Source organism: Burkholderia vietnamiensis LMG 10929 (genome assembly GCF_000959445.1).
Taxonomy (GTDB): domain Bacteria; phylum Pseudomonadota; class Gammaproteobacteria; order Burkholderiales; family Burkholderiaceae; genus Burkholderia; species Burkholderia vietnamiensis.
The window spans coordinates 882,473-909,183 of record NZ_CP009631.1 but is presented as its reverse complement, the minus strand read 5'-3'; the positions used below and the strand labels follow the sequence as shown (position 1 = coordinate 909,183).

General features: G+C 67.9%; 26 protein-coding genes. 19 read left to right on the top strand and 7 right to left on the bottom strand.

Translation table 11 applies throughout. The annotated features are described in order from the left end of the window. Nucleotides 1-22: 22 nt before the first annotated feature. On the bottom strand, nt 23-235 hold the full coding sequence (locus AK36_RS14130) for a hypothetical protein (RefSeq protein WP_011886311.1): 213 nt from the start codon (nt 233-235) through the stop codon (nt 23-25). 750 nt (nt 236-985) lie between these two features. On the opposite strand from AK36_RS14130, the gene AK36_RS14125 reads away from it, so the two are divergent. Continuing rightward, complete coding sequence (locus tag AK36_RS14125; RefSeq protein ID WP_045578694.1) at nt 986-1,867, top strand: DMT family transporter; 882 nt, start codon at nt 986-988, stop codon at nt 1,865-1,867. Nucleotides 1,868-2,158: 291 nt separating this feature from the next. Continuing rightward, nucleotides 2,159-2,344 carry a hypothetical protein gene (locus AK36_RS14120; RefSeq protein WP_011886314.1) on the top strand — a complete coding sequence of 62 codons (186 nt, stop codon included), beginning with the start codon at nt 2,159-2,161 and terminating at the stop codon, nt 2,342-2,344. A gap of 131 nt (nt 2,345-2,475) precedes the next feature. On the opposite strand, the gene mgrA is transcribed toward AK36_RS14120, so the two are convergent. Next, the gene (mgrA, locus tag AK36_RS14115; protein WP_045578693.1) at nt 2,476-3,519 is read right to left on the bottom strand and encodes an L-glyceraldehyde 3-phosphate reductase; all 1,044 of its coding nucleotides are present in this window, start codon (nt 3,517-3,519) and stop codon (nt 2,476-2,478) included. Between the two features lie 184 nt (nt 3,520-3,703). Here mgrA and AK36_RS14110 point away from each other — a divergent pair, with 184 nt between their 5' ends. Then, complete coding sequence (locus AK36_RS14110) at nt 3,704-3,910, top strand: DUF3185 family protein (RefSeq protein WP_011886316.1); 207 nt, start codon at nt 3,704-3,706, stop codon at nt 3,908-3,910. A gap of 153 nt (nt 3,911-4,063) precedes the next feature. Here AK36_RS14110 and AK36_RS14105 read toward each other — a convergent pair whose 3' ends face one another. Continuing rightward, complete coding sequence (locus tag AK36_RS14105) at nt 4,064-4,837, bottom strand: phytanoyl-CoA dioxygenase family protein (RefSeq protein ID WP_011886317.1); 774 nt, start codon at nt 4,835-4,837, stop codon at nt 4,064-4,066. 352 nt (nt 4,838-5,189) lie between these two features. Between AK36_RS14105 and AK36_RS14100 the strand changes: the two genes are divergently transcribed. Continuing rightward, nucleotides 5,190-5,531: a hypothetical protein gene (locus AK36_RS14100; RefSeq protein WP_011886318.1), complete on the top strand. Its 342-nt coding sequence runs from the start codon at nt 5,190-5,192 to the stop codon at nt 5,529-5,531. A gap of 107 nt (nt 5,532-5,638) precedes the next feature. Here AK36_RS14100 and metK read toward each other — a convergent pair whose 3' ends face one another. Continuing rightward, complete coding sequence (metK, locus tag AK36_RS14095) at nt 5,639-6,826, bottom strand: methionine adenosyltransferase (protein WP_011886319.1); 1,188 nt, start codon at nt 6,824-6,826, stop codon at nt 5,639-5,641. A 265-nt stretch (nt 6,827-7,091) separates the two neighbouring features. Here metK and lpxL point away from each other — a divergent pair, with 265 nt between their 5' ends. The 9 genes from lpxL (at nt 7,092) to hslU (ending at nt 16,343) form a co-directional block, all read left to right on the top strand. Beyond that, nucleotides 7,092-7,976: a lauroyl acyltransferase LpxL gene (lpxL, locus tag AK36_RS14090; RefSeq protein WP_011886320.1), complete on the top strand. Its 885-nt coding sequence runs from the start codon at nt 7,092-7,094 to the stop codon at nt 7,974-7,976. A 215-nt stretch (nt 7,977-8,191) separates the two neighbouring features. After that, nucleotides 8,192-9,061 (top strand): diaminopimelate epimerase, encoded by an 870-nt coding sequence (gene dapF, locus AK36_RS14085; RefSeq protein WP_011886321.1) that lies wholly within the window; start codon nt 8,192-8,194, stop codon nt 9,059-9,061. A 37-nt stretch (nt 9,062-9,098) separates the two neighbouring features. Then, nucleotides 9,099-9,833, top strand: a complete 735-nt coding sequence (locus tag AK36_RS14080) for a DUF484 family protein (protein WP_045578692.1) — start codon at nt 9,099-9,101, stop codon at nt 9,831-9,833. A 10-nt stretch (nt 9,834-9,843) separates the two neighbouring features. After that, complete coding sequence (xerC, locus tag AK36_RS14075) at nt 9,844-10,764, top strand: tyrosine recombinase XerC (RefSeq protein ID WP_011886323.1); 921 nt, start codon at nt 9,844-9,846, stop codon at nt 10,762-10,764. A 73-nt stretch (nt 10,765-10,837) separates the two neighbouring features. Beyond that, a complete protein-coding gene (locus tag AK36_RS14070; protein WP_045578691.1) occupies nt 10,838-12,064 on the top strand; it encodes a class I SAM-dependent rRNA methyltransferase in 1,227 nt (408 codons plus the stop codon). Between the two features lie 200 nt (nt 12,065-12,264). Beyond that, a complete protein-coding gene (locus tag AK36_RS14065) occupies nt 12,265-13,338 on the top strand; it encodes a CobW family GTP-binding protein (protein WP_011886325.1) in 1,074 nt (357 codons plus the stop codon). A gap of 464 nt (nt 13,339-13,802) precedes the next feature. Next, entirely contained in the window at nt 13,803-14,219 is a 417-nt protein-coding gene (gene dksA, locus AK36_RS14060) for an RNA polymerase-binding protein DksA (RefSeq protein ID WP_006477498.1), read from the top strand. Nucleotides 14,220-14,452: 233 nt separating this feature from the next. Then, nucleotides 14,453-14,989: an ATP-dependent protease subunit HslV gene (gene hslV / locus AK36_RS14055; RefSeq protein WP_011886326.1), complete on the top strand. Its 537-nt coding sequence runs from the start codon at nt 14,453-14,455 to the stop codon at nt 14,987-14,989. Between the two features lie 10 nt (nt 14,990-14,999). Beyond that, nucleotides 15,000-16,343: an ATP-dependent protease ATPase subunit HslU gene (gene hslU / locus AK36_RS14050; protein WP_011886327.1), complete on the top strand. Its 1,344-nt coding sequence runs from the start codon at nt 15,000-15,002 to the stop codon at nt 16,341-16,343. A 127-nt stretch (nt 16,344-16,470) separates the two neighbouring features. Here hslU and AK36_RS14045 read toward each other — a convergent pair whose 3' ends face one another. The 3 genes from AK36_RS14045 to AK36_RS14035 form a co-directional block, all read right to left on the bottom strand. Continuing rightward, the gene (locus tag AK36_RS14045; RefSeq protein WP_011886328.1) at nt 16,471-17,013 is read right to left on the bottom strand and encodes a response regulator transcription factor; all 543 of its coding nucleotides are present in this window, start codon (nt 17,011-17,013) and stop codon (nt 16,471-16,473) included. Beyond that, entirely contained in the window at nt 17,010-18,413 is a 1,404-nt protein-coding gene (locus AK36_RS14040; protein WP_034192463.1) for an ATP-binding protein, read from the bottom strand. The genes AK36_RS14045 and AK36_RS14040 overlap by 4 nt, the downstream gene beginning before the upstream one ends. A gap of 98 nt (nt 18,414-18,511) precedes the next feature. Next, nucleotides 18,512-18,736, bottom strand: coding sequence for a cysteine-rich CWC family protein (locus tag AK36_RS14035; protein ID WP_045578690.1), 225 nt, complete (start codon nt 18,734-18,736; stop codon nt 18,512-18,514). Nucleotides 18,737-19,018: 282 nt separating this feature from the next. Here AK36_RS14035 and argB point away from each other — a divergent pair, with 282 nt between their 5' ends. The 6 genes from argB to metW all read left to right on the top strand — a co-directional run bounded on the left by argB (nt 19,019) and on the right by metW (nt 26,628). Next, on the top strand, nt 19,019-19,918 hold the full coding sequence (gene argB, locus AK36_RS14030) for an acetylglutamate kinase (RefSeq protein ID WP_011886331.1): 900 nt from the start codon (nt 19,019-19,021) through the stop codon (nt 19,916-19,918). After that, on the top strand, nt 19,915-20,706 hold the full coding sequence (locus AK36_RS14025; protein ID WP_011886332.1) for a pyrimidine 5'-nucleotidase: 792 nt from the start codon (nt 19,915-19,917) through the stop codon (nt 20,704-20,706). The genes argB and AK36_RS14025 overlap by 4 nt, the downstream gene beginning before the upstream one ends. Continuing rightward, nucleotides 20,673-21,350 (top strand): nucleoid occlusion factor SlmA, encoded by a 678-nt coding sequence (gene slmA, locus AK36_RS14020; protein ID WP_045578689.1) that lies wholly within the window; start codon nt 20,673-20,675, stop codon nt 21,348-21,350. The genes AK36_RS14025 and slmA overlap by 34 nt, the downstream gene beginning before the upstream one ends. A 278-nt stretch (nt 21,351-21,628) precedes the next feature. Then, nucleotides 21,629-24,619 carry an autotransporter family protein gene (locus AK36_RS14015; protein ID WP_045578688.1) on the top strand — a complete coding sequence of 997 codons (2,991 nt, stop codon included), beginning with the start codon at nt 21,629-21,631 and terminating at the stop codon, nt 24,617-24,619. A gap of 258 nt (nt 24,620-24,877) precedes the next feature. Beyond that, the gene (gene metX / locus AK36_RS14010; RefSeq protein WP_011886335.1) at nt 24,878-26,023 is read left to right on the top strand and encodes a homoserine O-succinyltransferase MetX; all 1,146 of its coding nucleotides are present in this window, start codon (nt 24,878-24,880) and stop codon (nt 26,021-26,023) included. Continuing rightward, nucleotides 26,020-26,628, top strand: a complete 609-nt coding sequence (metW, locus tag AK36_RS14005) for a methionine biosynthesis protein MetW (RefSeq protein ID WP_011886336.1) — start codon at nt 26,020-26,022, stop codon at nt 26,626-26,628. Before metX ends, metW begins: the two co-directional genes overlap by 4 nt. The last annotated feature ends 83 nt before the right edge of the window (nt 26,629-26,711 follow it).

The window sequence follows — 26,711 nt, the reverse complement described above, 5'->3', positions numbered from 1 at the left end:
GCGTTGGCTGCGATGCGTGGACTCAGTGGATCGCGGCGCCGGCCGGCAGCACGGATTCGCCGGTGTCGATCAGGTCCTCGAGAAAGAACGGCTCGGTGTTGAGTTCCTTCGACTCGCCCGGTACGCCCGCGTACCAGGTCACCATGGCCATGTCGCCCAGAACGCGCTGAACGATGCCGCGCGCGCCCTTCGGCACTGCGATATGGGTAGTGCAGACAATCGACCCGACATGCATGATGGTTCCCCACTCTTGAAACTTGAAACCCGGCTCGCGGACGAGCCGGCAAATGCACGATCCGCGCCGCCCTCGCCGGGGATGTTGCGCGTGATCCCATTGTTCACGGTTTATCGAAGCGCGAAAAGAAGAAGAAGCGGGTGAAGTGCCGCGAATTCGTCGAATGTCTCCAATCAACCACTGCGTCGTGCGCGCGCTTGCACGCCCGATCAACCCCATCATACCCTGTCGCACGTGACCGTCCGCGGAAAGCGCCCGGCGCGTGCGTCACGCGTGTCGTCACGCGTGTTGCGCCGGTGAACCGTGCGATGCGCGACGTGCCTGCGATGGCTGCGCGGCCGCGTGCGCGGCGATCGCGATCGTCGTCGGATCGCGTACGGCTGGCGCGCGGGTGTGCGGGTGTTCTCCTACCCCGTTGCGCCGGATGGCCGCGTCGCGGTACCTTTGACGTTCATTCGCATTCGAACGCATTTCGACACGATGCATTCGCTCACGTCCGCACCTGCAGAATCCCGGCCGCAGTTCGACTCGCGGCCGCAAGCGTGCGCGCATTCGTCGGCTCCCCCTCCGCCTGTCGCAACGCCGCTCGTCGGCGCCGCGCCGCCGCCACCGGCGACGCGCGCCGGCTGACCAGCCGGTATTCCGCTTTCCATCCGCCCGCGTGACACACGCGGTACGCGCTCGCGTATCGCGTGTCGTACGTCCGCGCGCGGCATGGAACGTCTCGATCCGTTCGACAGGTGAATTCACATGATTTCGTTCAAACGCGCGCTCGCCGCGCATGGCGCAACGTCGCTGTTCGTCCTGCTGTGGAGCAGCGGCGCGATCTTCGCCGAACTGGGGCTGCGTCACGCGTCCGCGTTCGTTTTCCTCGCCGCGCGCTTCGCGCTCGCATCGCTCGTGCTCGCCGTGCTGGCCTGCGTGCGCGGGCGCTGGCTGCCGCCGCGCGGCGAGCGCCGCATGGCCGCGCTCACCGGCTTGCTGATGATGGGCGGCTATTCGATCTTCTATCTGCTCGCGCTCGAGCGCGAGATCGCGCCCGGCGTGCTCGCGACGATCCTCGGCGTCCAGCCGATCGTCACGCTCGCGATCGTCGAGCGGCGCTGGCAGCCGATGCGCGTCGCGGGGCTCGGGCTGTCGCTGGCCGGGCTCGCGCTGGTCGTATGCCGCGGCGTCGGCGACGCGGGCATGCCGCTGACGGGCGTCGCGTGCGCACTCGCCGCGCTCGTCGCGCTGACCGTCGGCGCATTGCTGCAAAAACGCACGCGCGCGGCGCCCGCCGACGTGCTGCCGTTGCAGAACGCGATCGGCCTCGCGCTATGCGTCGCGATCCTGCCGTTCCAGCGCGTGTCGCTCGAGCCGGGTTGGGCATTCGTCGTACCGTTGCTGTGGCTGGGCATCGTGATTTCGGTGATCGCGCAGCTGCTGTTCTATCGGTTGATGCAGCGCGGCGATCTCGTCGACGTGACGAGCCTGTTCTATCTCGTGCCGGTCGTCACCACGCTGATGGACGCGTTGTGGCTCGGCCACCGCCCCGCGCCGCTCGCGCTCGCCGGCATGGGCGCCATCGTCGCGGGGCTCGTGCTCGTGTTTCGCCCGTCGGCACGTCGGCCGCGCTGCGGCCGCGCATAGCCGACACGGGCCGCTTACCGGGTCGGCATCGCCGATCCCGGACTGCGCTTTCGCGCAAACCGAAAGCAACAGGAAAGGCTGGCGCAAGGTATTCGTCCGATTCGCAGCGAAACGGGCGACATTCGGGCGTTTTCCCGCTGCTTTTAATGGTTCGGATAGCGAAAAACGCGGCGCGGTTGCCTATACTCGAATTGTCCGGCCCGCTTGCGAGCGGGTCGGCCCCACATTAGAAATACCGGGCATGGGGCCGGTGCAGGCGCGTGCCTGTGCCGGCCGACTACGGAGACACGCATGACCACCTATTTCACGATCGGCGACTTCATCCTGTTGATTCCGATGGCGCTGGCCGGCGCGCTGTTTCTCGGCGCGGTGCCGTGCGCCACGCAGTTCCGCCACAACCTGCTGCGCGTGCTGGGCGTGATCCTCGGCGTCGGCGTCGCGGTATTGCTCGTCGAAGGGCTGCCTGCGCTGCTGTAGCGACACGCCCATGCGTGGTTCACGTCGCTGCATCGCAGCGACGCAGCGGCTCGCGCGCAGTTGCCGCACGCAGTTATCTGCGATACGGCGCCCGATGTTTCGGAGCCCGTATCGCGTGCCGATGCAACCGGTCAGATAGCCTGATCGGTGGACGGCTTTTCCCACAGATTGATCCCGCCTTCGGTCGCGTAGCGATCGATTTCAGCGAGTTCGTCGGCCGAAAATTCGAGGTTCTTCAGCGCGCCGACGTTTTCACGCACCTGCTCCGCCCGGCTCGCACCGATCAACGCCGACGTCACGCGCTCGCCGCGCAGCACCCATGCAAGCGCCATCTGCGCGAGGCTCTGGCCGCGCCGCTGCGCGATCGCATCGAGCTTGCGCACGTGCTCGAGGTTTGCTGCGCTCAAGTGATCCTGCTTCAGCGAACCGCCGCCCGGCTTGTTCACGCGCGCATCGGCCGGCACGCCGTTCAGGTATTTCGACGTCAGCAGCCCCTGCGCGAGCGGCGTGAACGCGATGCTGCCCGTGCCGAGCGCATCGAGCGTGCCGAGCAGCTCGTGCTCGACCCAGCGGTTGAGCATGTTGTACGACGGCTGATGGATCAGCAGCGGCACCTTGTACTGGGCGAGCAGTTCGGCCATCTCGCGCGTCTTCGCGGCCGAGTACGACGAGATGCCGATATACAGCGCCTTGCCCTGCTGAACCGCCGATGCGAGCGCGCCGGCGGTTTCCTCGAGCGGCGTATGCGCGTCGAAGCGGTGCGAATAGAAGATGTCGACGTAGTCGAGGCCCATGCGCTGCAGGCTCTGGTCGAGGCTCGCGAGCACGTACTTGCGCGATCCGCCGCCGCTGCCGTACGGCCCCGGCCACATGTCCCAGCCGGCCTTCGTCGAGATCAGCAGCTCGTCGCGGTAGGGCCGGAAATCCTCCTTCAGCAGCCGGCCGAAGTTGATTTCGGCGCTGCCGTACGGCGGCCCGTAGTTGTTCGCGAGGTCGAAGTGATTGATGCCGAGGTCGAACGCGGTGCGCAGAATCTCGCGCTGCGTCGCGATCGGCGTCGTGTCGCCGAAGTTGTGCCACAGGCCGAGCGACAGGGCGGGCAATTTGAGCCCGGATTTGCCGCAGGTGCGGTATTGCATGTCGGCATAACGTTCGGTAGCTGCTTCGTAGGCCATGAGTCGGTTCCGTCTGGACGTCGGGGAAGGGACGCGCGCCGCGCGCAGACATCGCGCGACGGCGGCGAAGGACACGTACGGCGTTCATGGTAGCGAACGTGGCCGAAGCGCGCACGGCCATGGACGCGCCCGCGCGCGTCGCCTACACTGCGGCGTCTCGAATCACCGTTACAGCGAGGTTGGTATGTCCCGGGTCATCTCGGTTGCGCTGCTGGTCGGCGGCGTCGTGCTGCTCTATTTCGGCGGCCAGTCGTTCCATTCGATCAACGACAACGTGTCGCGCTTCTTCACCGGCTCGCCCGCGACGAAGACGATCCTGCTGATCGCCGGCGGCGCCGTCGCGATGCTGATCGGTCTGATCGGCCTCGCGATGCCGGGCAACAAGCGCTGAGCACGCCGGCGCGATTCGCTCGAGCGGGTCGACCAAACGAAACGGGCGGCCAGGCCGCCCGTTCGTCATTGTGCCCGCGCGGCCGAAGCGCCGCGCCGGGGCCGGTAGCCCGACGGCCCGGCACCACGACGGGCGCGCCGGACCGACGCACCGCTAGAACTGCACTTCCGGCTTCGCCGCCGAGCGCGTGCCCGGCAGCGGCCGGTTGCTGATCCCGTGATAGGTGTAAACCAGCGAGAACTTCACGTCGTCGGAGCGGTTCTGGCCGGCCGAATGCAGCGTGTTGCAGTGAAAGAACACGACGTCGCCGGTCTGCAGCGGCGGACAAATCGCCGCGTCGATCATCACGCGGTTGGCGGGCAGGTCGCTGCGGAAGAACTTCGCGTCGTCGAATGCTTCCGGCCCGAATTCGGCCGTGTGCGAACCCGGCACCAGCCACAGCGCGCCGTTCTCGTTCGTTTCCGTGCCGAGCGCGAGCCACACCGACACCATGTCCGCGCGTTCGAACGACCAGTAGCGGAAGTCGCGATGCCAGCCGGTGAGGCTGCCGTACGCTGGATGCTTCGTCATCATGCAGTTGTGATGCGCGCGCGACAGCACCGGCTGCTCGCCGAAGTACTCGCGCATCCATGCGCCGATCTCGGGCGCGATCGCGCGCTGGGCGAACGCCGGGTCGCGCGAGTACGCATCCAGCAACCGCCGCACCGTATGGCCGCCCGGCGCGTGCCGGGAGTCCGGCGCGCCCGGATAGCGCAGATCGGCCTCGAATTCGATCGGCTCGGCCGCTTCCTGCAACTGCCGCTGCGCGATCCGCTTGAGCGTCGCGCACTGCGCTTCGCCGACGAGGCCGCGCGCAACGACGAAGCCGTGTTCGCGCAATTCCGCGACCTGCGCGCGGATCGATTCCGACTGCAATGGTGACGACATGGGATGCCAGACGTTTATTGTGTGAATGTGACGATTGTAAATCGGCGCCGAAGACCGCGAACAGCGCCATTGCCGTGCGCATGGGCATGCCAATCGCTGATTTGATTCGGATCAAGGGAACTGTGTGGCGCGGCGCGAGCCTCAGCGACAGGCTGCACGCGGCAATTCGCTTGCGGCACGAGGGTTTATCGCGACTTTTGCGCGTCACGAAAGCCCGGTAGCCTGTCGCGGCCTGTCAATTCTGGCGGGCGCGACGCGCAGCGGGTTTGGGTAAGATCCGTTGCGCCATCCGAGGCCGTCGATACCAGTGCGCTCTGCAAGGCGCCACCCATACAAGCGAAGCATCGTTCACATGCCATTCCGTCTGACTTCCCGTTTCAACCGCGCTGCCAAGCGCGTCGTGCCGTCCGCTCCCGCCCGCTCGCTGCGCCATCATCGCGCGCGGGCTCGCGCGCTCGCCGGGCACACGCACGCGCACAGCCGGCTGGACGGCATCCGCGCGTGGTTCCACGCGTTCTTCTCGATGATGAACGCGCAAGCGTTCGCACGCCGCGCCGGGCTGCGCTCGCTGCTGCAAAAGCCGTCGTCGCTGCGCGCGCTCGCGCTGCGCCGCACGCTCGGCCCGCAGCGCCGCGTCAATCGTCCGCGGCGGCTGGCGGCGAGCCACGGCTGGTTCGGCTTCGGCGCACGCTGACGCCGCCGCGCCGGCCGGCATCGCCACGATGCGGCGTCGGTTCGACTGCGAACGACGCGCATAAAAAAACCCCGGCATGCCGGGGTTTTTCGTTTGCAGCGGAGCGCTTATGCGACGCGTGCGGTCGGCTCGACGCCGGCTGCTTCGGCCAGCGCCAGCGCCTTGTCGGTCGCTTCCCACGAGAATTCCGGCTCTTCGCGGCCGAAGTGACCGTAAGCGGCCGTCTTCTCGTAGATCGGGCGCAGCAGGTCGAGCATCTTGATGATGCCCTTCGGGCGCAGGTCGAAGTGCTCGCGCACGAGCTTCGTGATCACCGCATCCGACACGCGGCCCGTGCCGAACGTGTTGACCATCACCGAGGTCGGCTCGGCCACGCCGATCGCATACGACACCTGGATCAGCGCGCGCGAAGCGAGGCCCGCGGCGACGATGTTCTTCGCGACATAGCGGCCCGCATAGGCGGCCGAGCGGTCGACCTTCGACGGATCCTTGCCCGAGAACGCGCCGCCGCCGTGCGGTGCGGCACCGCCGTAGGTGTCGACGATGATCTTGCGGCCGGTCAGGCCGCAGTCGCCCTGCGGGCCGCCGATCACGAACCGGCCGGTCGGGTTCACGAGGAACTTGATGTCGCCCTTGATCAGGTCGGCCGGCAGCGTCGGCTTGATGATTTCCTCGATCACGGCTTCGCGCAGCGCCGGCAGTTCGATGTCCGGTGCGTGCTGCGTCGACAGCACGACGGTGTCGATCGAATCGGGCTTGCCGTCGACGTAGCGGATCGTGACCTGCGACTTCGCGTCCGGACGCAGCCACGGCAGACGGCCGTCGCGGCGCAGGCTCGCCTGGCGCTCGACCAGACGGTGCGACAGGTAGATCGGCAGCGGCATCAGTTCCGGCGTTTCGTCGCATGCGTAGCCGAACATCAGGCCCTGGTCGCCCGCGCCCTGATCGAGGTTGTCGTCATGCGCGCGGTCGACGCCCTGCGCGATGTCCGGCGACTGCTTGTCGTACGCGACCAGCACCGCGCAACCCTTGTAGTCGATGCCGTAGTCGGTGTTGTCGTAGCCGATGCGCTTGATCGTGTCGCGCGCGATCTGGATGTAATCGATGTTGGCCGTCGTGGTGATTTCACCGGCCAGGACGACGAGACCCGTGTTGCACAGCGTTTCTGCGGCAACGCGGGAATATTTGTCCTGCTCGAGGATGGCGTCGAGAATCGCGTCCGAGATTTGGTCCGCGACTTTGTCCGGATGGCCTTCGGAGACGGATTCGGACGTGAAGAAATAATCGTTTGCCACTTTTTCAGGCTCCTGTGTGGTTACGGTCGGTTTCACGTAGCCAGCTTCGTTGGGCCTGAAGCGGCGACGCTTTAGCGGATTACCAGGACCGGGCAGCGCGCTTCGCGCCAGCCGGCTTCGCCCCGCAAGTTGTCAGTTAACTCGGCGAAGCCCGTATTATAGCGGCTTTCGTGAATTGTCACAGAGCGCCGCCCGTGCCGTATCGTCCGCTGTCCTCCTCCCCTGTCTGCCACGCGCCGGCCAGCCGGCCCAACGGAGATTCCGCATGCTAGGCCGCCTCGGCACGCACCTCGCCATCGGCTTCCTGAAGCTGCTCGCCCTGCTGCCGTACGGCCTGACCGCGCGGTTCGGCGACGGCCTCGGCTGGCTGCTGTACCAGATCCCCAGCCGGCGCAAGCGCATCGTACATATCAATCTGAAACTCTGCTTTCCCGACTGGAGCGACGCGCGGCGCGAGGAAGTGGCCGGCCTGCATTTCCGCCATGCGATCCGCAGCTACGTCGAGCGCAGCGTCCAGTGGTTCGGCTCCGAGCGCAAGCTCGCGAAGCTGATCCAGGTCGACAGCGCGGTCGACCTCACCGATCCCGATCTGCCCCCGACGCTGTTCCTCGGCCTGCATTTCGTCGGCATCGAGGCCGGCTCGATCTGGCTGAACCGGTCGCTGCACCGCCGCTGCGGGTCGCTGTACCAGCCGTTCTCGAACGAAGTGCTCGAAGCGGAAGCGAAGAAGGCGCGCGGGCGTTTCGACGCCGAGATGGTCGGCCGCGCGGACAGCGCGCGCGTCGTGCTGCGCTGGCTGCGCGACCGCAAGCCGGTGATGCTCGGCGCCGACATGGACTACGGGCTGCGCAATTCGACGTTCGTGCCGTTCTTCGGCGTGCCCGCCTGCACGCTGACGGCCGTCGGCCGGCTCGCGAAGACGGGCCGCGCGCAGGTCGTGCCGTTCATCGGCGAAGTGCTGCCGAACTACAAGGGTTACCGGCTGAAGGTGTTCAAGCCGTGGGATCACTACCCGACCGGCGACGACGACCTCGACGCGCGGCGCATGAACGAATTCCTCGAAGAGCAGATCCCGCTGATGCCCGAGCAGTACTACTGGGTTCACAAGCGCTTCAAGACGCGCCCGCCCGGCGAGCCGAGCCTCTACTGAACGCCATCCGCCGGCGCGCCGCCGAACGCGCGCCGTCCAACATCCGCTGCGCATGCGCCGCGGGCGCTGCGCCGCCGGCCAGCGCGGGACGCCCCTGCCCGCTGCATGTATCATTTACGGCTGAGATCGGCACGACGAACGACGCTGCCCGCGCGGGCGACCGTCGCCACGTCGATCGTGCCGGCCGCCTCGTTCGCCATGGAATTCCGGACCCAGTGAAACTCTCGTTCACCAAGATGCACGGCGCGGGCAACGACTTCGTCGTGCTCGACGGCTATTCGCACACGCTGCCCCCGCTCACCGACGTGCAGGTGCGCGCGCTCGCCGACCGCCACTTCGGCATCGGCGCCGACCAGCTGCTGGTCGTCGAGAAACCGACCGTCGACGGCGCCGATTTCAAATACCGGATCTTCAATTGCGACGGCGGCGAGGTCGAGCACTGCGGCAACGGCGCGCGCTGCTTCGTGAAGTTCGTCACCGATCGCGGCCTGACCGACAAGCGCAGCGTGCGCGTGCAGGTGATGAAGGGCCTGATTACGCTGACGATGCAGGACAACGGCGAAGTGGTCGTCGACATGGGCGCGCCCGTGTTCGAGCCGGCCCAGGTGCCGTTCGACGCCAGCGGCCTCGACGGCCGCACGGACGGCAACGACACGCTGTGGCCGCTCGACGTCGGCGGCGCGACGCGCTGGGTGTCGACGGTCTCGATGGGCAATCCGCATGCGGTGCAGGTCGTCGACGACGCCGAAGCGTATCCGGTGCTCGCCGAAGGCCCGCTGATCGAGCGCCACGCGCGCTTCCCGAAGCGCGTGAATGCCGGCTTCATGCAGATCGTGTCGCGCCACGAGGTGAAGCTGCGCGTCTACGAGCGCGGCGCGGGCGAGACGCTCGCCTGCGGCACCGGCGCGTGCGCGGCGGTCGCGGCCGGCATCCGGCGCGGCCTGCTCGACACGCCGGTCACCGTCCACACGCACGGCGGCACGCTGACGATCAGCTGGGACGGCGCGCACGACGAACGCGCCGCGCTGACGATGGCCGGCCCGGCCACGACCGTGTTCGAAGGCGAGATCGAGCTGAACGTCTGACCCTTCAACGTCCTGAACCACTGAACGCTCCTGCCACATGAACGAACGCGACGTCGCCGACTACCTGCTCGCCAATCCCGAATTCTTCGCGCAACACGCGGAACTGCTCGCGACGATCCGTCTCGCCAACCCGCACGGCAAGGCCGCGATCTCGCTGCAGGAGCGGCAGATGGAAATGCTGCGCGACAAGAACAAGCATCTCGAGCGCCGGCTCGCCGAGCTGGTGCGCTACGGCCACGAGAACGACAGCCTGTCCGCGAAGTTCAGCCGCTGGACCGCCCGCGTCATCGCCGAACGTGACCCGTACGCGCTGCCGCGCACGATCGCCGACGGCATCGCCGACGTGTTCGACGTGCCGCAAACGGCGCTGCGCGTCTGGGACGTCGCCGACACCTACGCGCAAGCCGATTTCGCGCGCCAGGTCGGCGAGGAAGTGCGCCTGTTCACGAACGGGCTGGCGACGCCGTACTGCGGCGCGAACACCGGTTTCGAAGCGGCCCAGTGGCTCGCACCGGCCGTCGCGGCGCCGGCCGCCAACGCCGCGGCCTCGGCCGACACCGCCGAAACCGCGCCGGCCGGCGACGGTTCGCCCAAGTCGGTCGCGCTGCTCGCGCTGCGTGCGCCGCTCGCCGGCGTCGATGCGCCCGCGTTCGGGCTGCTCGTGCTCGGCTCGCCCGATCCGCGCCGCTTCCACGACGGCATGGCCACCGACTTCCTCGCGCAGATCGCGACGCTCGCGAGCGCCGCGCTCACGCGCCTGCTGCCGCACTGACACCGCGCCCATGCTCGACGATCCGATCGCCGCCTACCTGTCGAACCTGAAACACGTCAGGCAGCTGTCGGAGCACACGCTGCGCGGATACACGCACGAGCTCGACGAACTGAAGAAGCTCGCGGCCGGCCGCCCGCTGGAAACGCTGACGGCCACCGACGTGCGCGGCGCGGTCGCGCGCGCACACGCGGGCGGGCTGTCGGCGCGCTCGATCTCGCACCGGCTTTCCGCGTGGCGCGCGTTCTACCGATGGCTCGCGCTGCGCATCGAGATGCCCGCCAACCCGGTGGCCGCGGTGCGCGCGCCGAAGCGCCCGAAGACGCTGCCGAAGGCTCTGTCGGTCGACGACGCATCGGCGCTGATGGACGCGCCGCTGCCCGACACGACCGAAGGCATCCGCGATCACGCGATCCTCGAGCTGTTCTATTCGTCGGGGCTGCGCCTCGCCGAACTGGTCGGGCTCGACGCCATGTACACGCAGGCGGACGGCTACCGCTCGGCCGGCTGGCTCGATCTCGCCGAAGCGGAAGTCACGGTGCGCGGCAAGGGCAACAAGGAGCGCAAGGTGCCGGTCGGCCGCAAGGCGATCGCCGCGCTCAACGCATGGCTCGCGGTGCGCGGCGAATTCGTGAAGCACGATCCGCATCCGCTGTTCCTGTCGGTGCGCGGCAACCGGATGGCGCCGGGCGTCGTGCGCGAGCGCGTGAAGCGCGCGGCGCTCTCCGCCGGCATCCCGGCCAACGTGCATCCGCACGTGCTGCGCCACTCGTTCGCGACGCACGTGCTGCAATCGAGCGGCGACCTGCGCGCGGTGCAGGAGCTGCTGGGCCACGCGAGCGTCGCGGCCACGCAGATCTACACGTCGCTCGACTTCCAGCATCTCGCGAAGATTTACGACAGCGCGCATCCGCGCGCGAAGAAGCGCGACTGACGCGCGTACCGTTCGATGCGCCCCGCGCGCGGCCGCCAACGGCCGCCGCCGCACGACTCATTCAGACTCCATCATGCACACCGTCACCCTCAAACCGTCCAAGGACAAATCGCTGCAACGCCGGCATCCGTGGATCTACGCGAATGCGATCGACCGCGTCGACGGCCAGCCCGCGCCGGGCGCCACCGTGGTCGTGCGCGCACACGACGGCCGCTTCCTCGCGCGCGGCGCGTACAGCCCGCAGTCGCAGATCCGCGTGCGCGTGTGGAGCTTCGACGAGACCGAGCCGATCGACCACGCGTTCTTCAAGCGCCGCGTGCAGCGCGCGGTCGCGCACCGCAACGCGATGGTGTCGGACACGGGCGCGGTGCGCCTCGTGTTCGGCGAAGCCGACGGCTTGCCGGGGCTGATCGTCGACTACTACGTCGCCGATACCGCCGAACCGGGCGCCGAACCTGACGCCGCGCCGCGCGGCCAGCTCGTGTGCCAGTTCATGGCCGCGGGCGTCGAAGCGTGGAAGGACGCGATCGTGAAGGCGCTGATCGGCGCGACCGGCTGCCCGAACGTGTACGAGCGCTCCGACGTGTCGATCCGCGACAAGGAAGGGCTCGCGCAGACCACCGGCGTGCTCGCGGGCGACGCGCCGCCCGCGACGCTGATCGTCGACGAGAACGGCGTGCGCTATCACGTCGACGTGCCGCACGGCCACAAGACGGGCTTCTACGTCGACCAGCGCGACAACCGCGCGCTCGTCGCGCAATACGCGGCCGGCCGCGACGTGCTCAACTGCTTCTGCTACACCGGCGGCTTCTCGCTGGCGGCGCTCAAGGGTGGCGCGCAACGGGTCGTGTCGATCGATTCGTCGGGCGACGCGCTCGCGCTCGCGCAGCAGAACGTGGCGGCGAACGGCTTCGACGCCGCGCGCGCGAGCTGGCTCGACGCGGACGCATTCAAGACGCTGCGCCGGCTCGTCGACGAAGGCGAGCGGTTCGACCTGATCGTGCTCGATCCGCCGAAGTTCGCGCCGAACCGCGACAGCGTCGAGCGCGCCGCGCGCGCGTACAAGGACATCAACCTGAGCGGCTTCAAGCTGCTGCGTCCGGGCGGCCTGCTGTTCACGTATTCGTGCTCGGGCGCGATCGACGCGGAGCTGTTCCAGAAGATCGTCGCGGGCGCCGCGGCCGACGCGAAGGTCGACGCGCGGATCCTGAAGCGCCTCGGCGCGGGCGTCGATCATCCGCTGCTCGCCGCGTTCCCGGAAGGCGAATATCTGAAGGGGCTGCTGTTGCAAATCGTCTGATCGCCCCGATCTATCCGCCCACTCGTCGCCGGCCGCGCGTCGGGCGCCGGCCGACGCGCGCTGCAACCCGTCGTCCGGACGACGGGCGAAGGCTTGACAGGTATGTTTCAATGGATGGTTGTGCGCCCGGCCCAGCCGGCTCGCGGCGCGACGTACCCATCCTGGTTTTGACCCCGATTCACGAACCACAGGCGATCGACATGGCCACTCCCGTCACCATCCTCACCGGCTTCCTCGGCAGCGGCAAGACGACGCTGCTCAAGCGCATCCTGAACGAACAACACGGCATGAAGATCGCCGTGATCGAGAACGAATTCGGCGAAGAGAACATCGACAACGAGATCCTCGTTCAGGACACCAACGAGCAGATCATCCAGATGAGCAACGGCTGCATCTGCTGCACGATCCGCGGCGACCTCGCGCGCGCGCTCGGCGATCTGGCCGCGAAGAAGCGCGACGGCAAGCTCGACTTCGATCGCATCGTGATCGAGACGACCGGCCTCGCGAACCCGGGCCCGGTCGCGCAGACGTTCTTCATCGACAGCGAGATCGCCGACGACTTCCTGCTCGACGCGATCATCACGCTGGTCGACGCGAAGCATGCGAACGCGCAGCTGGACGAACACGAGGTGGTGCAGCGCCAGGTCGGCTTCGCCGATCGCCTGTTCATCACGAAGTCGGATCTGGTCGACGACGAAACCGTCGCGGCGCTCAAGCACCGCCTGCTGCACATGAACCCGAAGGCGACCGTCAAGGTCGTGAACTTCGGCGAAGCCGACATCAAGGAAATCTTCGACCTGCGCGGCTTCAACCTGAACGCGAAGCTCGAGATCGATCCGGATTTCCTCGCGGAAGACGACCACGCGCACCATCACCACGATCATGACCATGATCACGATCACGCGCATTGCGACCACGATCATGGCGAATGCACGCACGATCACGGCCACGGTCACCACCACCACGCGCACCACGACGACAAGATCAAGTCGTTCGTGTACCGCAACGACCGCCCGTTCGATCCGAACAAGCTCGAGGATTTCCTCGGCGGCATCCTGCAGATCTACGGCGAGCGGATGCTGCGCTACAAGGGCGTGCTGTACATGAAGGGCGTCGATCGCAAGGTCGTGTTCCAGGGCGTGCACCAGATGATGGGCAGCGACCTGGCGGCGAAGTGGCTGCCGGCCGAGAAGAAGACCAACAAGATGGTGTTCATCGGCGTCGACTTGCCGCAGGACCTGATCACCGACGGCCTCGACGCCTGTCTCGCGTGAACTCGCAGGCCGCCCGGCGGGCGGCCGTGACGCTGGCGGCGCGCCTTTGCCGGGCAGGGTTTCGCCGTCATCGCTTTTTCGCGATTTGCGCGTTATATTTTCTAGATATTGGCGCGGCCGACGGGGATCGACCCGATACGGCGGCCGCTTGCGATTCAGTTACAATACGTGCCCGCTGGAGTACGGCAATAACAGGCCCGGTTCTTGCAGAACCATTACCCGGGCATCGCAACCGCGCCGGATCGCCCATCCGCCACCGGCTGCGGCCGATGCGATCTACCGCGCAGCACACCGGTTCGCCGCGCGCAGATCCGCGCCAGGCCCGTCCTGGTATTTGAGAACCGGTTTTCCAGAGGCTTTCGGCCCCGCGGCGGCTAATCGCAAATGATTGCTAGCGCAGTTGCGGGTAATCCCAAAGTGCAGGCAATATCTCCGGATTTGCCGCACATTGAAGAAGCAAGCAGATGACGAAGAAACTCTTGACCGAAGCCGAAATCCTGAAGATGAGCGACAAGGATTACATGAATGAGGATCAGCTCGCCTTCTTCAAAAATCGGCTCGAACAGTTGCAGGCGGACATCCTCAAGAACGCTGGCCAGACGACCGAGAACCTGCGCGAGACGGTGATCGTGCCCGATCCCGCCGATCGCGCGACGATCGAGGAAGAGCACGCGCTCGAGCTGCGCACGCGCGATCGCGAACGCAAGCTCCTCAAGAAGGTTCAGCAGTCGCTCGCCCGCATCGATTCCGGCGATTACGGCTGGTGCGAGGAAACCGGCGAACCGATCGGCATCCCGCGCCTGCTCGCGCGCCCGACCGCGACGCTGTCGCTCGAGGCGCAAGAGCGCCGCGAGCTGCGCCAGAAGCTGTTCGGCGACTGATCCGCGGCGTTCCGCCCCCACACGCTGCTTCCCGGAAGCGCGCGGCCTGCCGCGCGCTTTTTGTTTTCCGGCACCGGTTCCCGGCTGCCGGCGATTTGCGTCCCCTCTTGATATCCCGGCGCGCGCCCTAAAATGAATCGGACGCGCGCCGGGCCGCTCCCGGCGCACTGCGATTCATGCGGCGGCGCGTCCCGCGCCGCCCGACTCTTCCCCGTTTTTCTCAAGGAACGCAGATGGAGCAATTTCACGGCACGACCATCGTTTCGGTCCGGCGCGGCGACAAGGTCGCGCTCGGCGGCGACGGCCAGGTAACCCTCGGCAACATCGTCATGAAGGGTGGCGCGCGGAAAGTGCGGCGGATCTACAACAACCAGGTTCTGGTCGGATTCGCAGGCGGCACCGCCGATGCGTTCTCGCTGCTCGATCGCTTCGAGGCGAAGCTCGAGAAGCACCAGGGCAACCTGACCCGCGCGGCCGTCGAGCTCGCGAAGGACTGGCGCACCGACCGGATGCTGCGCCGCCTCGAGGCGATGCTGATCACGGCCGATGCGACCACCACGCTCGTCATCACCGGCAACGGCGACGTGCTCGACCCGGAAGGCGGCATCTGCGCGATCGGCTCGGGCGGCGCCTACGCGCAGGCCGCGGCCCGCGCGCTGGCCGAGAATACCGACATGTCGCCGCGCGAGATCGTCGAGAAGTCGCTCGAGATCGCCGGCGACATGTGCATCTACACGAACCACAACCGCATCATCGAAACGATCGAGTAAGGACCGCCCCATGAGCACCATGACCCCTGCCGAGATCGTCTCGGAACTCGACAAGCACATCATCGGCCAGTCGAAGGCGAAGAAGGCCGTCGCGGTCGCGCTGCGCAACCGCTGGCGGCGTCAGCAGGTCACCGAGCCGCTGCGCCAGGAAATCACGCCGAAGAACATCCTGATGATCGGGCCGACGGGCGTCGGCAAGACCGAAATCGCGCGCCGCCTCGCGAAGCTCGCCGATGCGCCGTTCATCAAGATCGAAGCGACCAAGTTCACCGAAGTCGGCTACGTCGGCCGCGACGTCGACAGTATCGTGCGCGACCTGATCGAGATCTCGGTCAAGCAGACGCGCGAGTCCGAGATGCGCAAGGTGCGCAGCAAGGCGACCGACCAGGCGGAAGACCGCATCCTCGACATCCTGCTGCCGCAACCGCGCGCGGTGGGCTTCGGCGGCAACGCCGACCACGCGAACGACGACAACAACGCGACGCGCCAGACGTTCCGCAAGCGTCTGCGCGAAGGCCAGCTCGACGACAAGGAAATCGAGCTCGACCTGGAGCAGCCGTCGGCCGGCATGGACATCATGGCGCCGCCGGGCATGGAAGAGATGACCGAGCAGATCCGCTCGATGTTCTCGAACCTCGGCAGCGGCAAGAAGCAGCGCCGCAAGGTGAAGATCCAGGAAGCGCTGAAGCTGCTGACCGACGAGGAAGCGGCGAAGATGCTCAACGACGAGGAAGTGAAGACGAAGGCCGTGCAGAACGTCGAGCAGAACGGCATCGTGTTCCTCGACGAGATCGACAAGATCACGTCGCGCAACAACGAAGGCAGCGGCGGCGAAGTGTCGCGCCAGGGCGTGCAGCGCGACCTGCTGCCGCTCGTCGAAGGCACGACCGTCAACACGAAGTACGGGATGGTGAAGACCGATCACATCCTGTTCATCGCGAGCGGCGCGTTCCACCTCGCGAAGCCGAGCGACCTGATTCCGGAGCTGCAGGGCCGCTTCCCGATCCGCGTCGAGCTCGATTCGCTGTCGGTCGAGGATTTCGAATCGATCCTCGTCGCGACCGACGCGAGCCTCGTCAAGCAATACCAGGCGCTGCTCGCCACCGAGGACGTGCAGCTCGACTTCGCCGCGGACGGCATTCGCCGCCTCGCCGAGATCGCGTACGCGGTCAACGAGAAGACCGAGAACATCGGCGCGCGCCGGCTGTACACGGTGATCGAGAAGCTGCTCGAGGAAGTGTCGTTCTCGGCCGGCAACCACGCCGGCGAGCGCGTGACGATCGACGCGCAGTATGTCGACCGCGCGCTCGGCGAAGTGTCGCAGGACGAGGACCTGTCGCGCTACGTGCTGTAACGCGCGGGGCGGCAGCGACTTGAAAACGGGCGGCCCGATGGGCCGCCCGTTTTCGTTTGGGGCCGGGGGGCCGGTGCCTAGCGGCAGGTGCTTGGCGGCCGATGCCTCGCGACCTGTGCCCCGCGGCTTACTGCCGCACCGGCTTCTTCGCGAGCTTGCGCTGCAGCGTGCGGCGATGCATGTTCAGCGCGCGCGCGGTGGCCGAGATGTTGTTGTTGTTCTCCGCGAGCACGCGCTGGATGTGCTCCCATTCGAGCCGGTCGACCGACAGCACGACCGGATTCTCCAGCGCCTCGTCGGCCTGCACTTCGCTCGCGTTGGTCTGCAGCGCGGCGAGGATCGACTCGACGTTCGCGGGTTTCGCCAGATAGTTGTCGGCGCCCTCCTTCACTGCCTGCACGGCGGTCGCGATGCTCGCGTAGCCGGTCAGCACGAGGATTCGCGCATCGGGTTGCAGGTCGCACAGCGGCGCGATCAGGCTCAGGCCCGAGTCCTCGCCCAGATGCAGATCGACGGTGATGAACTGGAACTTGCCGCCGGCCGCGAGCCGCAGCGCCGTGTCCTTGTCGTGCGCCTGCTGGACCGCATAGCCGCGTCGTTCGAGACCGCGCGCGAGCGTGCCCGCGAACACCTCGTTGTCGTCGATCACCAGGAAATTGTTCTCGCTCATGTCGTTTCTCCGTCTACGTGTTGGTTTGAGGCGGCCGGCGCCGTGATGCGCGCGACCGGCAGCCGCAGCACGGCACGCGTGCCGCGGCCGGCCGCCGCCATGCGTTCGAGCGCACGCTCGTCGAGGCGCTGGCCCGCCGCGGCAGCGGCCTGCGGATGGGCGCCGCCCGCGCGACCGTTGCCCGCGGCGCGCGGCGTGACGTCGGACAGCTCGATGTCGCCGCCCAGACGCGCCGCCGCGCTGAACGCGAGATACAGGCCGACGCCGTGGCCGCCTTGCGTGCTGTCGACCGGCATCGAGCCGAGCGATTCCCGCAACGCTGCAGGAATGCCGGGGCCATCGTCGCATACTTCGAATTCGATCTGGTCGGCCACGCGGTCGTGATGCGTGAGCTTCGCGGCCAGCGTCACGCGCTGCGGGCTCGCCCGCGCCGCGTTGTCGAGCAGGATCGTCAGGATCTGGCCGGCCGCGACCGTGTCGTCGAGCGCGACGCCCGACGGGCGCGCGCCGAGCAGCTCGAACTGCACGTGCGGATGCCGCAGGCGCCAGTGCTCGACGAACGTGTCGAGCCAGTCGTCGACCGGCTGACGGCTCGCCGGCGCGCTCGCCCGACTGCGCAGCCGCGCGAGCGCCGACGTGCAGAGCGTCATCTGTTCTTCCAGCACCTTCAGGTCGGCCTCGTAGCGCGCGAGCCCCGGGTCGGCACGCGCCGCGTCGCGCAGCTCCTCGGTCAGCATCGCGATGGTCGACAGCGGCGTGCCCATCTCGTGCGCGACGGTGGCGGCCTGCACGCCGAGCGCGACCGCGCGCTCGTCGCGCAGCAGGTGCGTCTGCGCTTCGCCGAGCGCCGCGTCGCGCTGGCGCAGCGCGTTCGACATCCGGGCGACGAACCACGCGATCAGCCCGACGCTCACCATGAAGTTCACCCACATCCCGGTGCGGTAGTAGTCGAACAGGTTCGCCGGGTTGTCCATGTTCAGCGGCACCGAGTCGAAGCCGAGCGCCGCGTAGCACGCGACCGCGAACGCCGCGAGCCAGACCATCAGCGTCCACGGCAGCACGGCCGCCGCGATCGCCAGCGATGGCAGATACAGCGACACGAACGGATTGGTCGTGCCGCCAGACAGGAACAGCAGCGCCGACAGCGCGCCGAGATCGACCCATAGCTGGCCGAGCAGCTCGAAATTGGTCTCGGGCCGCGCGCGCAGCACGCGCAGCCACGTCAGCGCATTGAAGACGATCTCGAGCGCGATGACCATCAGCATCGCCGGCAACGGCAGATGCACGCCGAAATAGGTCTGAACGACGCCGATCGTCACGAGCTGGCCGATGATCGCCAGATTGCGCAGCCAGAACAGGTGACTGAGGTTGACGCGCCCGGTGGTGGTGATTCTTTGCATCCGAGCAGTTTACCCGTTTAGCGGGCGGCGGCTCCACCAGGGGCCGGATCGGCGCCGGCGCCCGCGCTGCCCGACGGGCCGCGACCGCGCTCCCCCGCTCATCCGGCCGCACCGGCGACGCGCTTCGCGATCTCGTCGGCGAGGCACTCGGGGCAGCGGCACTGCGCACCGGCCGCCGGTGGCGCGGCGCCCGGCACGGCCGGCATCGCCGTGCACCAGCACTCGAACGGCTGCGTGCCGGCGCCGCAGTCGAAGCTGCGCCCGCACTGCGGGCAGCGCGCGCGGTGCGGGGTCGAACGGACGTCGGCGGCAGTATCGGTCATCGGCGGAGCGCAGAAGCGGGCACGAACGTCGCCCTACCGGACAAGCATAGCGCGGCGCCCGGATTTTGCACGTCGGCCATCCGGCCAACGGGCGCGGCGCATCGTGCCGGATGCGTCGCGCGACACCGCGCGCGGATCGCCCCGGCCATGCGCGGCGCCATGGCCGGCGGGCCGCCCGGCGCGTTTCATCGGCCGTCCGGCCGGCCCAAAAACCCGATGCTGCGCTGCGCCACTCCTGTACAATTCGGCCTGTTTCAACCGTTCCCAGCCAGAGCTGCCGCCATGTCCGAGCCCATCGACCTCTCGCAGATCGCCCCCACGCTGAAGGCAGAAATCCTTGCCGAAGCGCTGCCGTACATCCGCCGCTACCACGGCAAGACCGTGGTGATCAAATACGGCGGCAACGCGATGACGGAAGAGCGGCTCAAGCAAGGCTTCGCGCGCGACGTGATCCTGCTGAAACTGGTCGGCATCAATCCGGTGATCGTCCACGGCGGCGGCCCGCAGATCGATCATGCGCTGAAGAAGATCGGCAAGGCCGGCACCTTCATCCAGGGCATGCGCGTGACCGACGAAGAGACGATGGAAGTCGTCGAATGGGTGCTGGGCGGCGAAGTGCAGCAGGACATCGTGATGCTGATCAACCACTTCGGCGGCCATGCGGTGGGCCTGACGGGCAAGGACGGCGGCCTGATCCACGCGCGCAAGCTGCTGATGCCGGACCGCGACAATCCGGGCCAGTACATCGACATCGGCCAGGTCGGCGAAGTCGAGGCGATCAACCCGGCGGTCGTGAAGGCGCTGCAGGACGACGCGTTCATTCCGGTGATCTCGCCGATCGGCTTCGGCGAAGACGGCCTGTCGTACAACATCAACGCCGACCTCGTCGCCGGCAAGCTAGCCACGGTGCTGAACGCCGAGAAGCTGCTGATGATGACCAACATTCCCGGCGTGATGGACAAGGACGGCAACCTGCTGACCGACCTGTCGGCGCGCGAGATCGACGCGCTGTTCGAAGACGGCACGATCTCGGGCGGCATGCTGCCGAAGATTTCGTCGGCGCTCGACGCGGCGAAGAGCGGCGTGAAGTCGGTGCACATCGTCGACGGCCGCATCGAGCACTCGGTGCTGCTCGAAATCCTGACCGACCAGCCGTTCGGCACGATGATCCGCTCGCATTGAGCGCGCGCCGCCCGCCCCCCGCTGTCGAACTGCCGGCGTCGCTGCGACGCCGGCGCGTCTCCCGTAGCCGGCCGCAAGCCGGCGCGCCCGTCTGGCTGTTCGACCTCGACAACACGCTGCACCACGCATCGCATGCGATCTTCCCGGAGATCAACCGCGCGATGACGCAGTACATCATCGACACGCTGAACGTCGAGCGCGCCGAGGCCGACCGCCTGCGCACCGGCTACACGCAGCGCTACGGCGCCGCGCTGCTCGGCCTCACGCGCCATCATCCGATCGACCCGCACGACTTCCTGAAGGTCGTCCACACGTTTGCCGATCTGCCGGCGATGCTGCGCGCCGAGCGCGGCCTCGCACGCCTCGTCGCCGCGCTGCCGGGCCGCAAGTTCGTGCTGACCAACGCGCCGGAAAACTACGCGCGCGCGGTGCTGCGCGCGCTGCGCATCGAGCGGCTGTTCGAGCGCGTGATCGCGATCGAGCACATGCGCGACCGCCGCGCGTGGCGCGCGAAGCCCGACCACACGATGCTGCGCCGGACCATGCGGGCCGCGCATGCGCGGCTGGCCGACGCGATCCTCGTCGAAGACACGCGCAGCCATCTGAAGCGCTACAAGCGCCTCGGCGTCGGTACCGTATGGATCACCGGCCACCTGCCCGGCCATCTGCCGAGCACCGGCCGTCCGCATTATGTCGACCAGCGCATTCGTTCGTTAAAATCGCTGCGACTGGGCACACGATCGGGGCGACAGAAATGCAGCCGACTTATCCGCAGGACCCTGCCGTAACGGAACACCAGGCCACGCCGTCCCGCCCGCGCCCGAAGCCGGGCGAGCGGCGCGTGATGATCCTGCAGACGCTCGCCGCGATGCTCGAGGCGCCGAAGCCGGAGAAAATCACGACGGCCGCGCTGGCCGCCCGCCTCGACGTGTCGGAAGCCGCGCTGTACCGGCATTTCTCCAGCAAGGCGAAGATGTACGAAGGACTGATCGAGTTCATCGAGACGACCTTCTTCGGCCTCGTCAATCAGATCTCCGCTAAAGAGCCCGACGGCGTGCTGCAGGCGCGCGCGATCGCGATGATGCTGCTCAATTTCGCGGTGAAGAACCCCGGAATGACGCGCGTGCTGACCGGCGAAGCGCTGGTCGGCGAAGACGGGCGGCTGGCCGAGCGCGTCGAGCAGATGCTCGAACGAGTCGAAGCGTCGCTCAGGCAATCGCTGCGGCTGGCACGCGCCGACGCGGGCGCGGGCGCGGGCGCGGACGGTGGATCGACCACGACGACGCCGCTGCCGGGCGATTACGACCCGACGATGCGCGCGAGCCTGATCGTCAGCTACGTGCTCGGCCGCTGGCATCGCTACGCGAAAAGCGGCTTCGGCAAATCGCCGACCGAATATGCGGATGCGCAACTGCGGCTGATTCTGCAGTAGGCAATGCCGGCGCGCGCCGGCGATAGACGGATCGATGCGCCGGGCGCATCCGCTCGAACCTGCGCGATGCGGAGCCGTTCACCGGCATCGTCGCCGGCCATCGACGGCTATCGACGGTTCGACGCACGCAGCACGCGTCGAACGCCCCGGTCGCTCCATCCACCGAATGGCCAACCTCGCCCCTTTTGCCCGTCAGCGCGGCAAAATTCGAACTCGTCCAATTTCCAATCTCTCCCATACTAACTACTTTTAGCCCGTTACCAAACAGAGGTGAACGGGTGAACCATCGCAGCTTTCCACTTTCTCGAACCCGCACCGGCCGCCGTCTCGCCCATTCGGCGCTGATCGCCGGTGCCGTGATGCCGTGGGCGTCCAGTGCACAAATCGCCGGCGGCCCGCAGCAGGCCAACGGCGTCGCGCTCGAGGTCGCGCCGGGCGACTATTCGACGACCCAGGTCGGCCGCGCGGTGCTGTCCGCGATCAACGGCGGACATCTGACGACGACGGCCAAAACCCGCGCGTTTTCGACGGGCCCCGTCGCCGCCGGCGCCGCCGCATCGGGAGCGGGCTCGCGCGTGGAACTGCGCGATACGGAAATCCGCACGCGCGGCGGCAACAGCGTCGGCATCGACGTGCGCGGCGGCGCGAGCGCGTCGGCGGAACGCGTGTCGATCGATACCGACGGCGACTACGCGCACGGTGCATACCTCTACGGCGCGAACGGCGAGTTCCGCATCGCGGACAGCGCAATCGTCACGCGCGGCAAGGAAAGCGCCGGCATCAACGTGATCGGGACGCCGGGCGGCACGATCGATGTCGCCACTACGTCGATCCGGACCAGCGGCCTGTACGCCTCCGGCCTGTCGATCAGCTACGACGGCGCACACGCGACGCTCGATCGCACCGAGATCCGGACGGACGGCAACTACGCGCCGGTGCTGTTCCTGCCGAGCACGTCCACGGTCGCGTTCAGCGACTCGTATCTGCACGCCAGCGGCGTAGGCTCGCTCGGCGTCGATATGCGCGCGGGCGACGTCGCACTCGCACGCACGCGCGTGATCACGGAAGGCACCAGCGCGCACGGGCTGTACGCATCGAAGGAATACGCCGACACGCCCGTCATCGACGCGACCGATACGCGCGTGACGACCACCGGCGAGCGCGCGGCCGGCGCGATTGCGCGGCGCGGCGGCAAGATCGCGATGACGCGCGGCGGCATCGACACGCGCGGCGCAGGCTCGCCCGGTGCGATGTCGTCCGACAGCGGCTCCGTCGTCACCGCCACCGACATGAGCGTCGACACGTACGGCGACGGCGCCGTCGCGCTCCACGCCAGCACCGGCGGCCGAATCGACCTGTTGCGCAGCGACGCACGCACGCGCGGCGACGGCGCTTATGCGGCCAGCGTCTACGGCGGCGCGCTGAACGTCGATGGCGGCTCGCTCGTCAGCGACCGATACGGCGCGCTCGACGCGGCCGGCGGCAGCATCGCGCTGCGCAACGGCGCGCGCGCGACCGGCGGCGACGGCACGCTGCTGGCCGTCCATGCGCAATACGATGCGCCCGTGCGGCTGACGCTCGACACCGGCTCGCATGCGTACGGCGACATCGTGAACCATCCGGCCGACGACGGCAGCCCGACGCCGGCATTGACGGACGTCGCGCTGTCGAACGCGTCCACGTGGACCGGCGCGACCGATGCGGTGCGCACGCTGTCGCTCGACTCGGACAGCCGCTGGACCGTCACCGCGGATTCGTCGGTCGGCTCCGTCGCGCTGAACGACTCGACGATCGCGTTCGCAGAGCCGACCGCCCGCGCATTGGCGACACCGCGTACGCTCGTCGTGACGGGCGACTACGCGGCGCACAACGGCAAGCTGGTGATCCATACGACGCTGCAGGACGACGCATCTCCGACCGACCGCCTCGTGATCGACGGCGGCCATGCAGCGGGCGACACCGGCATCGTCGTCAAGCGCGCGGGCGGCACCGGTGCGCAAACGACCGTCGGCATCCCGATCGTCGAAACGCGCAACGGCGGCACCACCGACGTGTCGGCATTCACGCTCGATGCAGGATCGGACGGCTACCGCGCAGGCTTCGGCACGTTGTCCGCTGGCGGCTACGACTACATGCTCGAGCGCGGCGGCCGCGGCGGCCGGACCGACGACTGGTATCTCGTATCCGCGGCGCAGCCCCAAGCGCAGCCGGAACCCGAGCCGCAGCAACCGCCGCCACCATCGCAACCGCCGGCCCCGGTGACCCCCGCCGCGCCGATCGAACCCGAAGCCGTACCACCTGCGCACTCGACCGCTCCGGAGCCCGACGCCTATCTCGCGAATGCGGATGCGGCGTCGTGGATGGCGGTCCACACGCTGCATCAGCGCGACGATCGCTCGCTGCGCACCGCAGCCGCCGGCCCGCTCGACGGCGCAGTGTGGCTGCGCGCCGAAGGCCAGATGACCTCGATGTCGGGCGGCGGCCGCAGCGTGTCGGGCAACGGCCGCCTGCTGCACGCGGGCGCCGACCTGCTGCGCTTCGACGACGGTCGCGGCGGCAGCGTCCGGGTCGGCGCGATGGGCATGTACAGCAGCCAGACGAACTGGTCGACGCGCCCGCTGTGGAACGCCCTCGAGCGCCGGACGAGGGACGCGACCGCGCGCGGCAGCGTGTCCGGCTACAACGTCGGCGTGTACGGCACGTGGTACGGCAGCCGCGACATCCTGTCCGGGCCGTACGCCGATGCGTGGTTCATGTACGGCGCCTATGCGAACAGCGTCGGCGGCAGCCTCGCCGCCGATTCGTACCGGTCGCGCACCGTCACGGGCTCGCTCGAAGCCGGCTATTCGCTGCCGTTCTACGAGCGCGGCGACTCGCGCTTCTTCGTCGAGCCCGAGGTGCAGCTGGTCGTCTCGGACTACGGCGCGGACGCACATGCGACGCCCGGCGGCCGCATCGACGGCCAACGCTCGACCGACCTGCTGACCCGCGTCGGCGTGCGCGTGCACGGCGTCACCGCGATCGCCGCGGGACGCGAGCTGCGGCCGTTCTTCGAGGCGAACTGGTGGCACGGCCCCGGCTCGCGTGCGTTGACGCTCGACGGCAATGCGTTCTCGTTCAACGTCCCGCGCGATCGGGCGGCGATCCGGATCGGCGCGACCGGCCAGTTGAGCCGGCGCTTCTCGGTCTCGGCGAGTGTCGGCGTCGAAGGCAATCTGTCCGACTACGCGCTGGTTCGCGGGCAACTGTCGGCGAAGTATCGCTGGTGAGCCGAGCCGGCCGTCGCCGGCCCACGCAATCCGTGGGCCGGCGAATTCCGCTATACTCTGCCGACTGCCGCCACTGGCGGCAGGTCGGAAGCGCGCCGATTTGCTGACTCGATTGCGGGCGCGCGAACCGGCCGGGGCGCGAAGTACGAGCGACCCGGCGGTTCACTACAAATGCGGCTAAAGAGGTCGTCAGCCGCGCAATTTCGCCTCCGCGCATCGCCGACACCGTTTAGCCGCCCCAGTCATAAGGCGGAACGAATGGAATCGATCGGCATCGTCGCTCCACAGACCATGCACTTCGCCGAACCGCTGCGCTTGCAAAGCGGCAGCGTGATCGGCAACTATCAGCTCGTCGTCGAGACCTACGGCGAGCTCAACGCCGCGCGTTCGAACGCGGTGCTCGTCTGTCACGCGCTCAACGCGTCGCACCACGTCGCCGGCATCTACGCGGACGATCCGCGCAGCACCGGCTGGTGGGACAACATGGTCGGCCCGGGCAAGCCGCTCGACACCAACCGCTTCTTCGTGATCGGCGTGAACAACCTCGGCTCGTGCTTCGGCTCGACCGGCCCGATGAGCGACGATCCGTCGACCGGCCAGCCCTACGGCGCGCGCTTCCCGGTGGTGACCGTCGAGGACTGGGTGCATGCGCAGGCGCGCGTCGCCGACGCGTTCGGCATCGACCGCTTCGCCGCCGTGATGGGCGGCAGCCTCGGCGGGATGCAGGCGCTCGCGTGGAGCCTGATGTATCCCGATCGCGTCGCGCATTGCATCGACATCGCATCGACGCCGAAGCTGTCCGCGCAGAACATCGCGTTCAACGAAGTGGCGCGCTCGGCGATCCTGTCCGATCCCGACTTCCACGGCGGCAACTACTACGCGCACGGCGTGAAACCGAAGCGCGGGCTGCGCGTCGCGCGGATGATCGGCCACATTACCTATCTGTCCGACGACGACATGGCCGAGAAATTCGGCCGTGCGCTGCGCCGCGCGGACGGCGCGCTCGATGCCTACAACTTCAGCTTCGACGTCGAGTTCGAGGTCGAGTCGTATCTGCGCTACCAGGGCGACAAGTTCGCCGATTATTTCGACGCGAACACCTACCTGCTGATCACGCGCGCGCTCGACTACTTCGATCCGGCCAAGGCGTTCGACGGCAACCTGACCGCCGCGCTCGCGCACACGCAGGCGAAATACCTGATCGCGAGCTTCTCGACCGACTGGCGTTTCGCGCCCGCGCGTTCGCGCGAGATCGTGAAGGCGCTGCTCGACAACAAGCGCACCGTCAGCTACGCGGAAATCGACGCGCCGCACGGCCACGACGCGTTCCTGCTCGACGACGCGCGCTATCACAACCTGATCCGCGCGTATTACGAACGCATCGCCAACGAGGTGGGAGCATGAACCAGCAAGCGCTGAATTCCCTGTCCGCACGCGCGGACTTCCGTGCGATCGCGCGCTGGGTCGAGCCGCGCGCGACGGTGCTCGATCTCGGCTGCGGCGACGGCTCGCTGCTGTCGCTGCTGATGGAAGAACTGGACGTCACCGGCTACGGGATCGAGCTGAACGACGCCGGCGTGCTCGCGAGCACGAAGAACGGCATCAACGTGATCCAGCAGAATCTGGAAGACGGCCTGCGCCTGTTCGAGGATCACAGCTTCGACATCGCGATCCTGTCGCAGACGCTGCAGACGATTCACCAGACGGCCGCAATCCTGCGCGAGACCGCGCGCGTCGGGCGCGAATGCATCGTGTCGTTCCCGAACTTCGGCTACTGGGCGCATCGGCTGTCGGTGCTGCGCGGCCGGATGCCGGTGTCGAAATCGCTGCCTTACCAATGGCACAACACGCCGAACGTGCGGGTGCTGACGATCAAGGACTTCGAGGCGCTCGCGCCGGAAGTCGGCGTGACGATCCTCGATCGCATCGTGCTGCACGAAGGCCAGCTGATTCGGTGGGGAGCGAACTGGCGTGGTAGTCTTGCTGTCTACCGCGTGAAGCGCAGCTGAGCGGCGGGCCGTCGACGGACGATCCGGCCCGCACGCGCGAGCGGCCGTCCGTTCTGCGCCGCCCGCGCCGCCTGCGCCGCGGC

Coding starts and splice junctions, on each gene's coding strand:
- AK36_RS14120 (WP_011886314.1), top strand. CDS start 2,159: ATGACCACCTATTTCACGATCGGCGACTTCATCCTGTTGATTCCGATG.
- AK36_RS14100 (WP_011886318.1), top strand. CDS start 5,190: ATGCCATTCCGTCTGACTTCCCGTTTCAACCGCGCTGCCAAGCGCGTC.
- AK36_RS14130 (WP_011886311.1), bottom strand. CDS start 235: ATGCATGTCGGGTCGATTGTCTGCACTACCCATATCGCAGTGCCGAAG.
- hslV (WP_011886326.1), top strand. CDS start 14,453: ATGGAGCAATTTCACGGCACGACCATCGTTTCGGTCCGGCGCGGCGAC.
- metX (WP_011886335.1), top strand. CDS start 24,878: ATGGAATCGATCGGCATCGTCGCTCCACAGACCATGCACTTCGCCGAA.
- lpxL (WP_011886320.1), top strand. CDS start 7,092: ATGCTAGGCCGCCTCGGCACGCACCTCGCCATCGGCTTCCTGAAGCTG.
- AK36_RS14045 (WP_011886328.1), bottom strand. CDS start 17,013: ATGAGCGAGAACAATTTCCTGGTGATCGACGACAACGAGGTGTTCGCG.
- metW (WP_011886336.1), top strand. CDS start 26,020: ATGAACCAGCAAGCGCTGAATTCCCTGTCCGCACGCGCGGACTTCCGT.
- AK36_RS14080 (WP_045578692.1), top strand. CDS start 9,099: ATGAACGAACGCGACGTCGCCGACTACCTGCTCGCCAATCCCGAATTC.
- AK36_RS14110 (WP_011886316.1), top strand. CDS start 3,704: ATGTCCCGGGTCATCTCGGTTGCGCTGCTGGTCGGCGGCGTCGTGCTG.
- xerC (WP_011886323.1), top strand. CDS start 9,844: ATGCTCGACGATCCGATCGCCGCCTACCTGTCGAACCTGAAACACGTC.
- AK36_RS14125 (WP_045578694.1), top strand. CDS start 986: ATGATTTCGTTCAAACGCGCGCTCGCCGCGCATGGCGCAACGTCGCTG.
- slmA (WP_045578689.1), top strand. CDS start 20,673: ATGCAGCCGACTTATCCGCAGGACCCTGCCGTAACGGAACACCAGGCC.
- AK36_RS14040 (WP_034192463.1), bottom strand. CDS start 18,413: ATGCAAAGAATCACCACCACCGGGCGCGTCAACCTCAGTCACCTGTTC.
- AK36_RS14065 (WP_011886325.1), top strand. CDS start 12,265: ATGGCCACTCCCGTCACCATCCTCACCGGCTTCCTCGGCAGCGGCAAG.
- hslU (WP_011886327.1), top strand. CDS start 15,000: ATGAGCACCATGACCCCTGCCGAGATCGTCTCGGAACTCGACAAGCAC.
- argB (WP_011886331.1), top strand. CDS start 19,019: ATGTCCGAGCCCATCGACCTCTCGCAGATCGCCCCCACGCTGAAGGCA.
- dksA (WP_006477498.1), top strand. CDS start 13,803: ATGACGAAGAAACTCTTGACCGAAGCCGAAATCCTGAAGATGAGCGAC.
- AK36_RS14035 (WP_045578690.1), bottom strand. CDS start 18,736: ATGACCGATACTGCCGCCGACGTCCGTTCGACCCCGCACCGCGCGCGC.
- mgrA (WP_045578693.1), bottom strand. CDS start 3,519: ATGGCCTACGAAGCAGCTACCGAACGTTATGCCGACATGCAATACCGC.
- AK36_RS14105 (WP_011886317.1), bottom strand. CDS start 4,837: ATGTCGTCACCATTGCAGTCGGAATCGATCCGCGCGCAGGTCGCGGAA.
- AK36_RS14070 (WP_045578691.1), top strand. CDS start 10,838: ATGCACACCGTCACCCTCAAACCGTCCAAGGACAAATCGCTGCAACGC.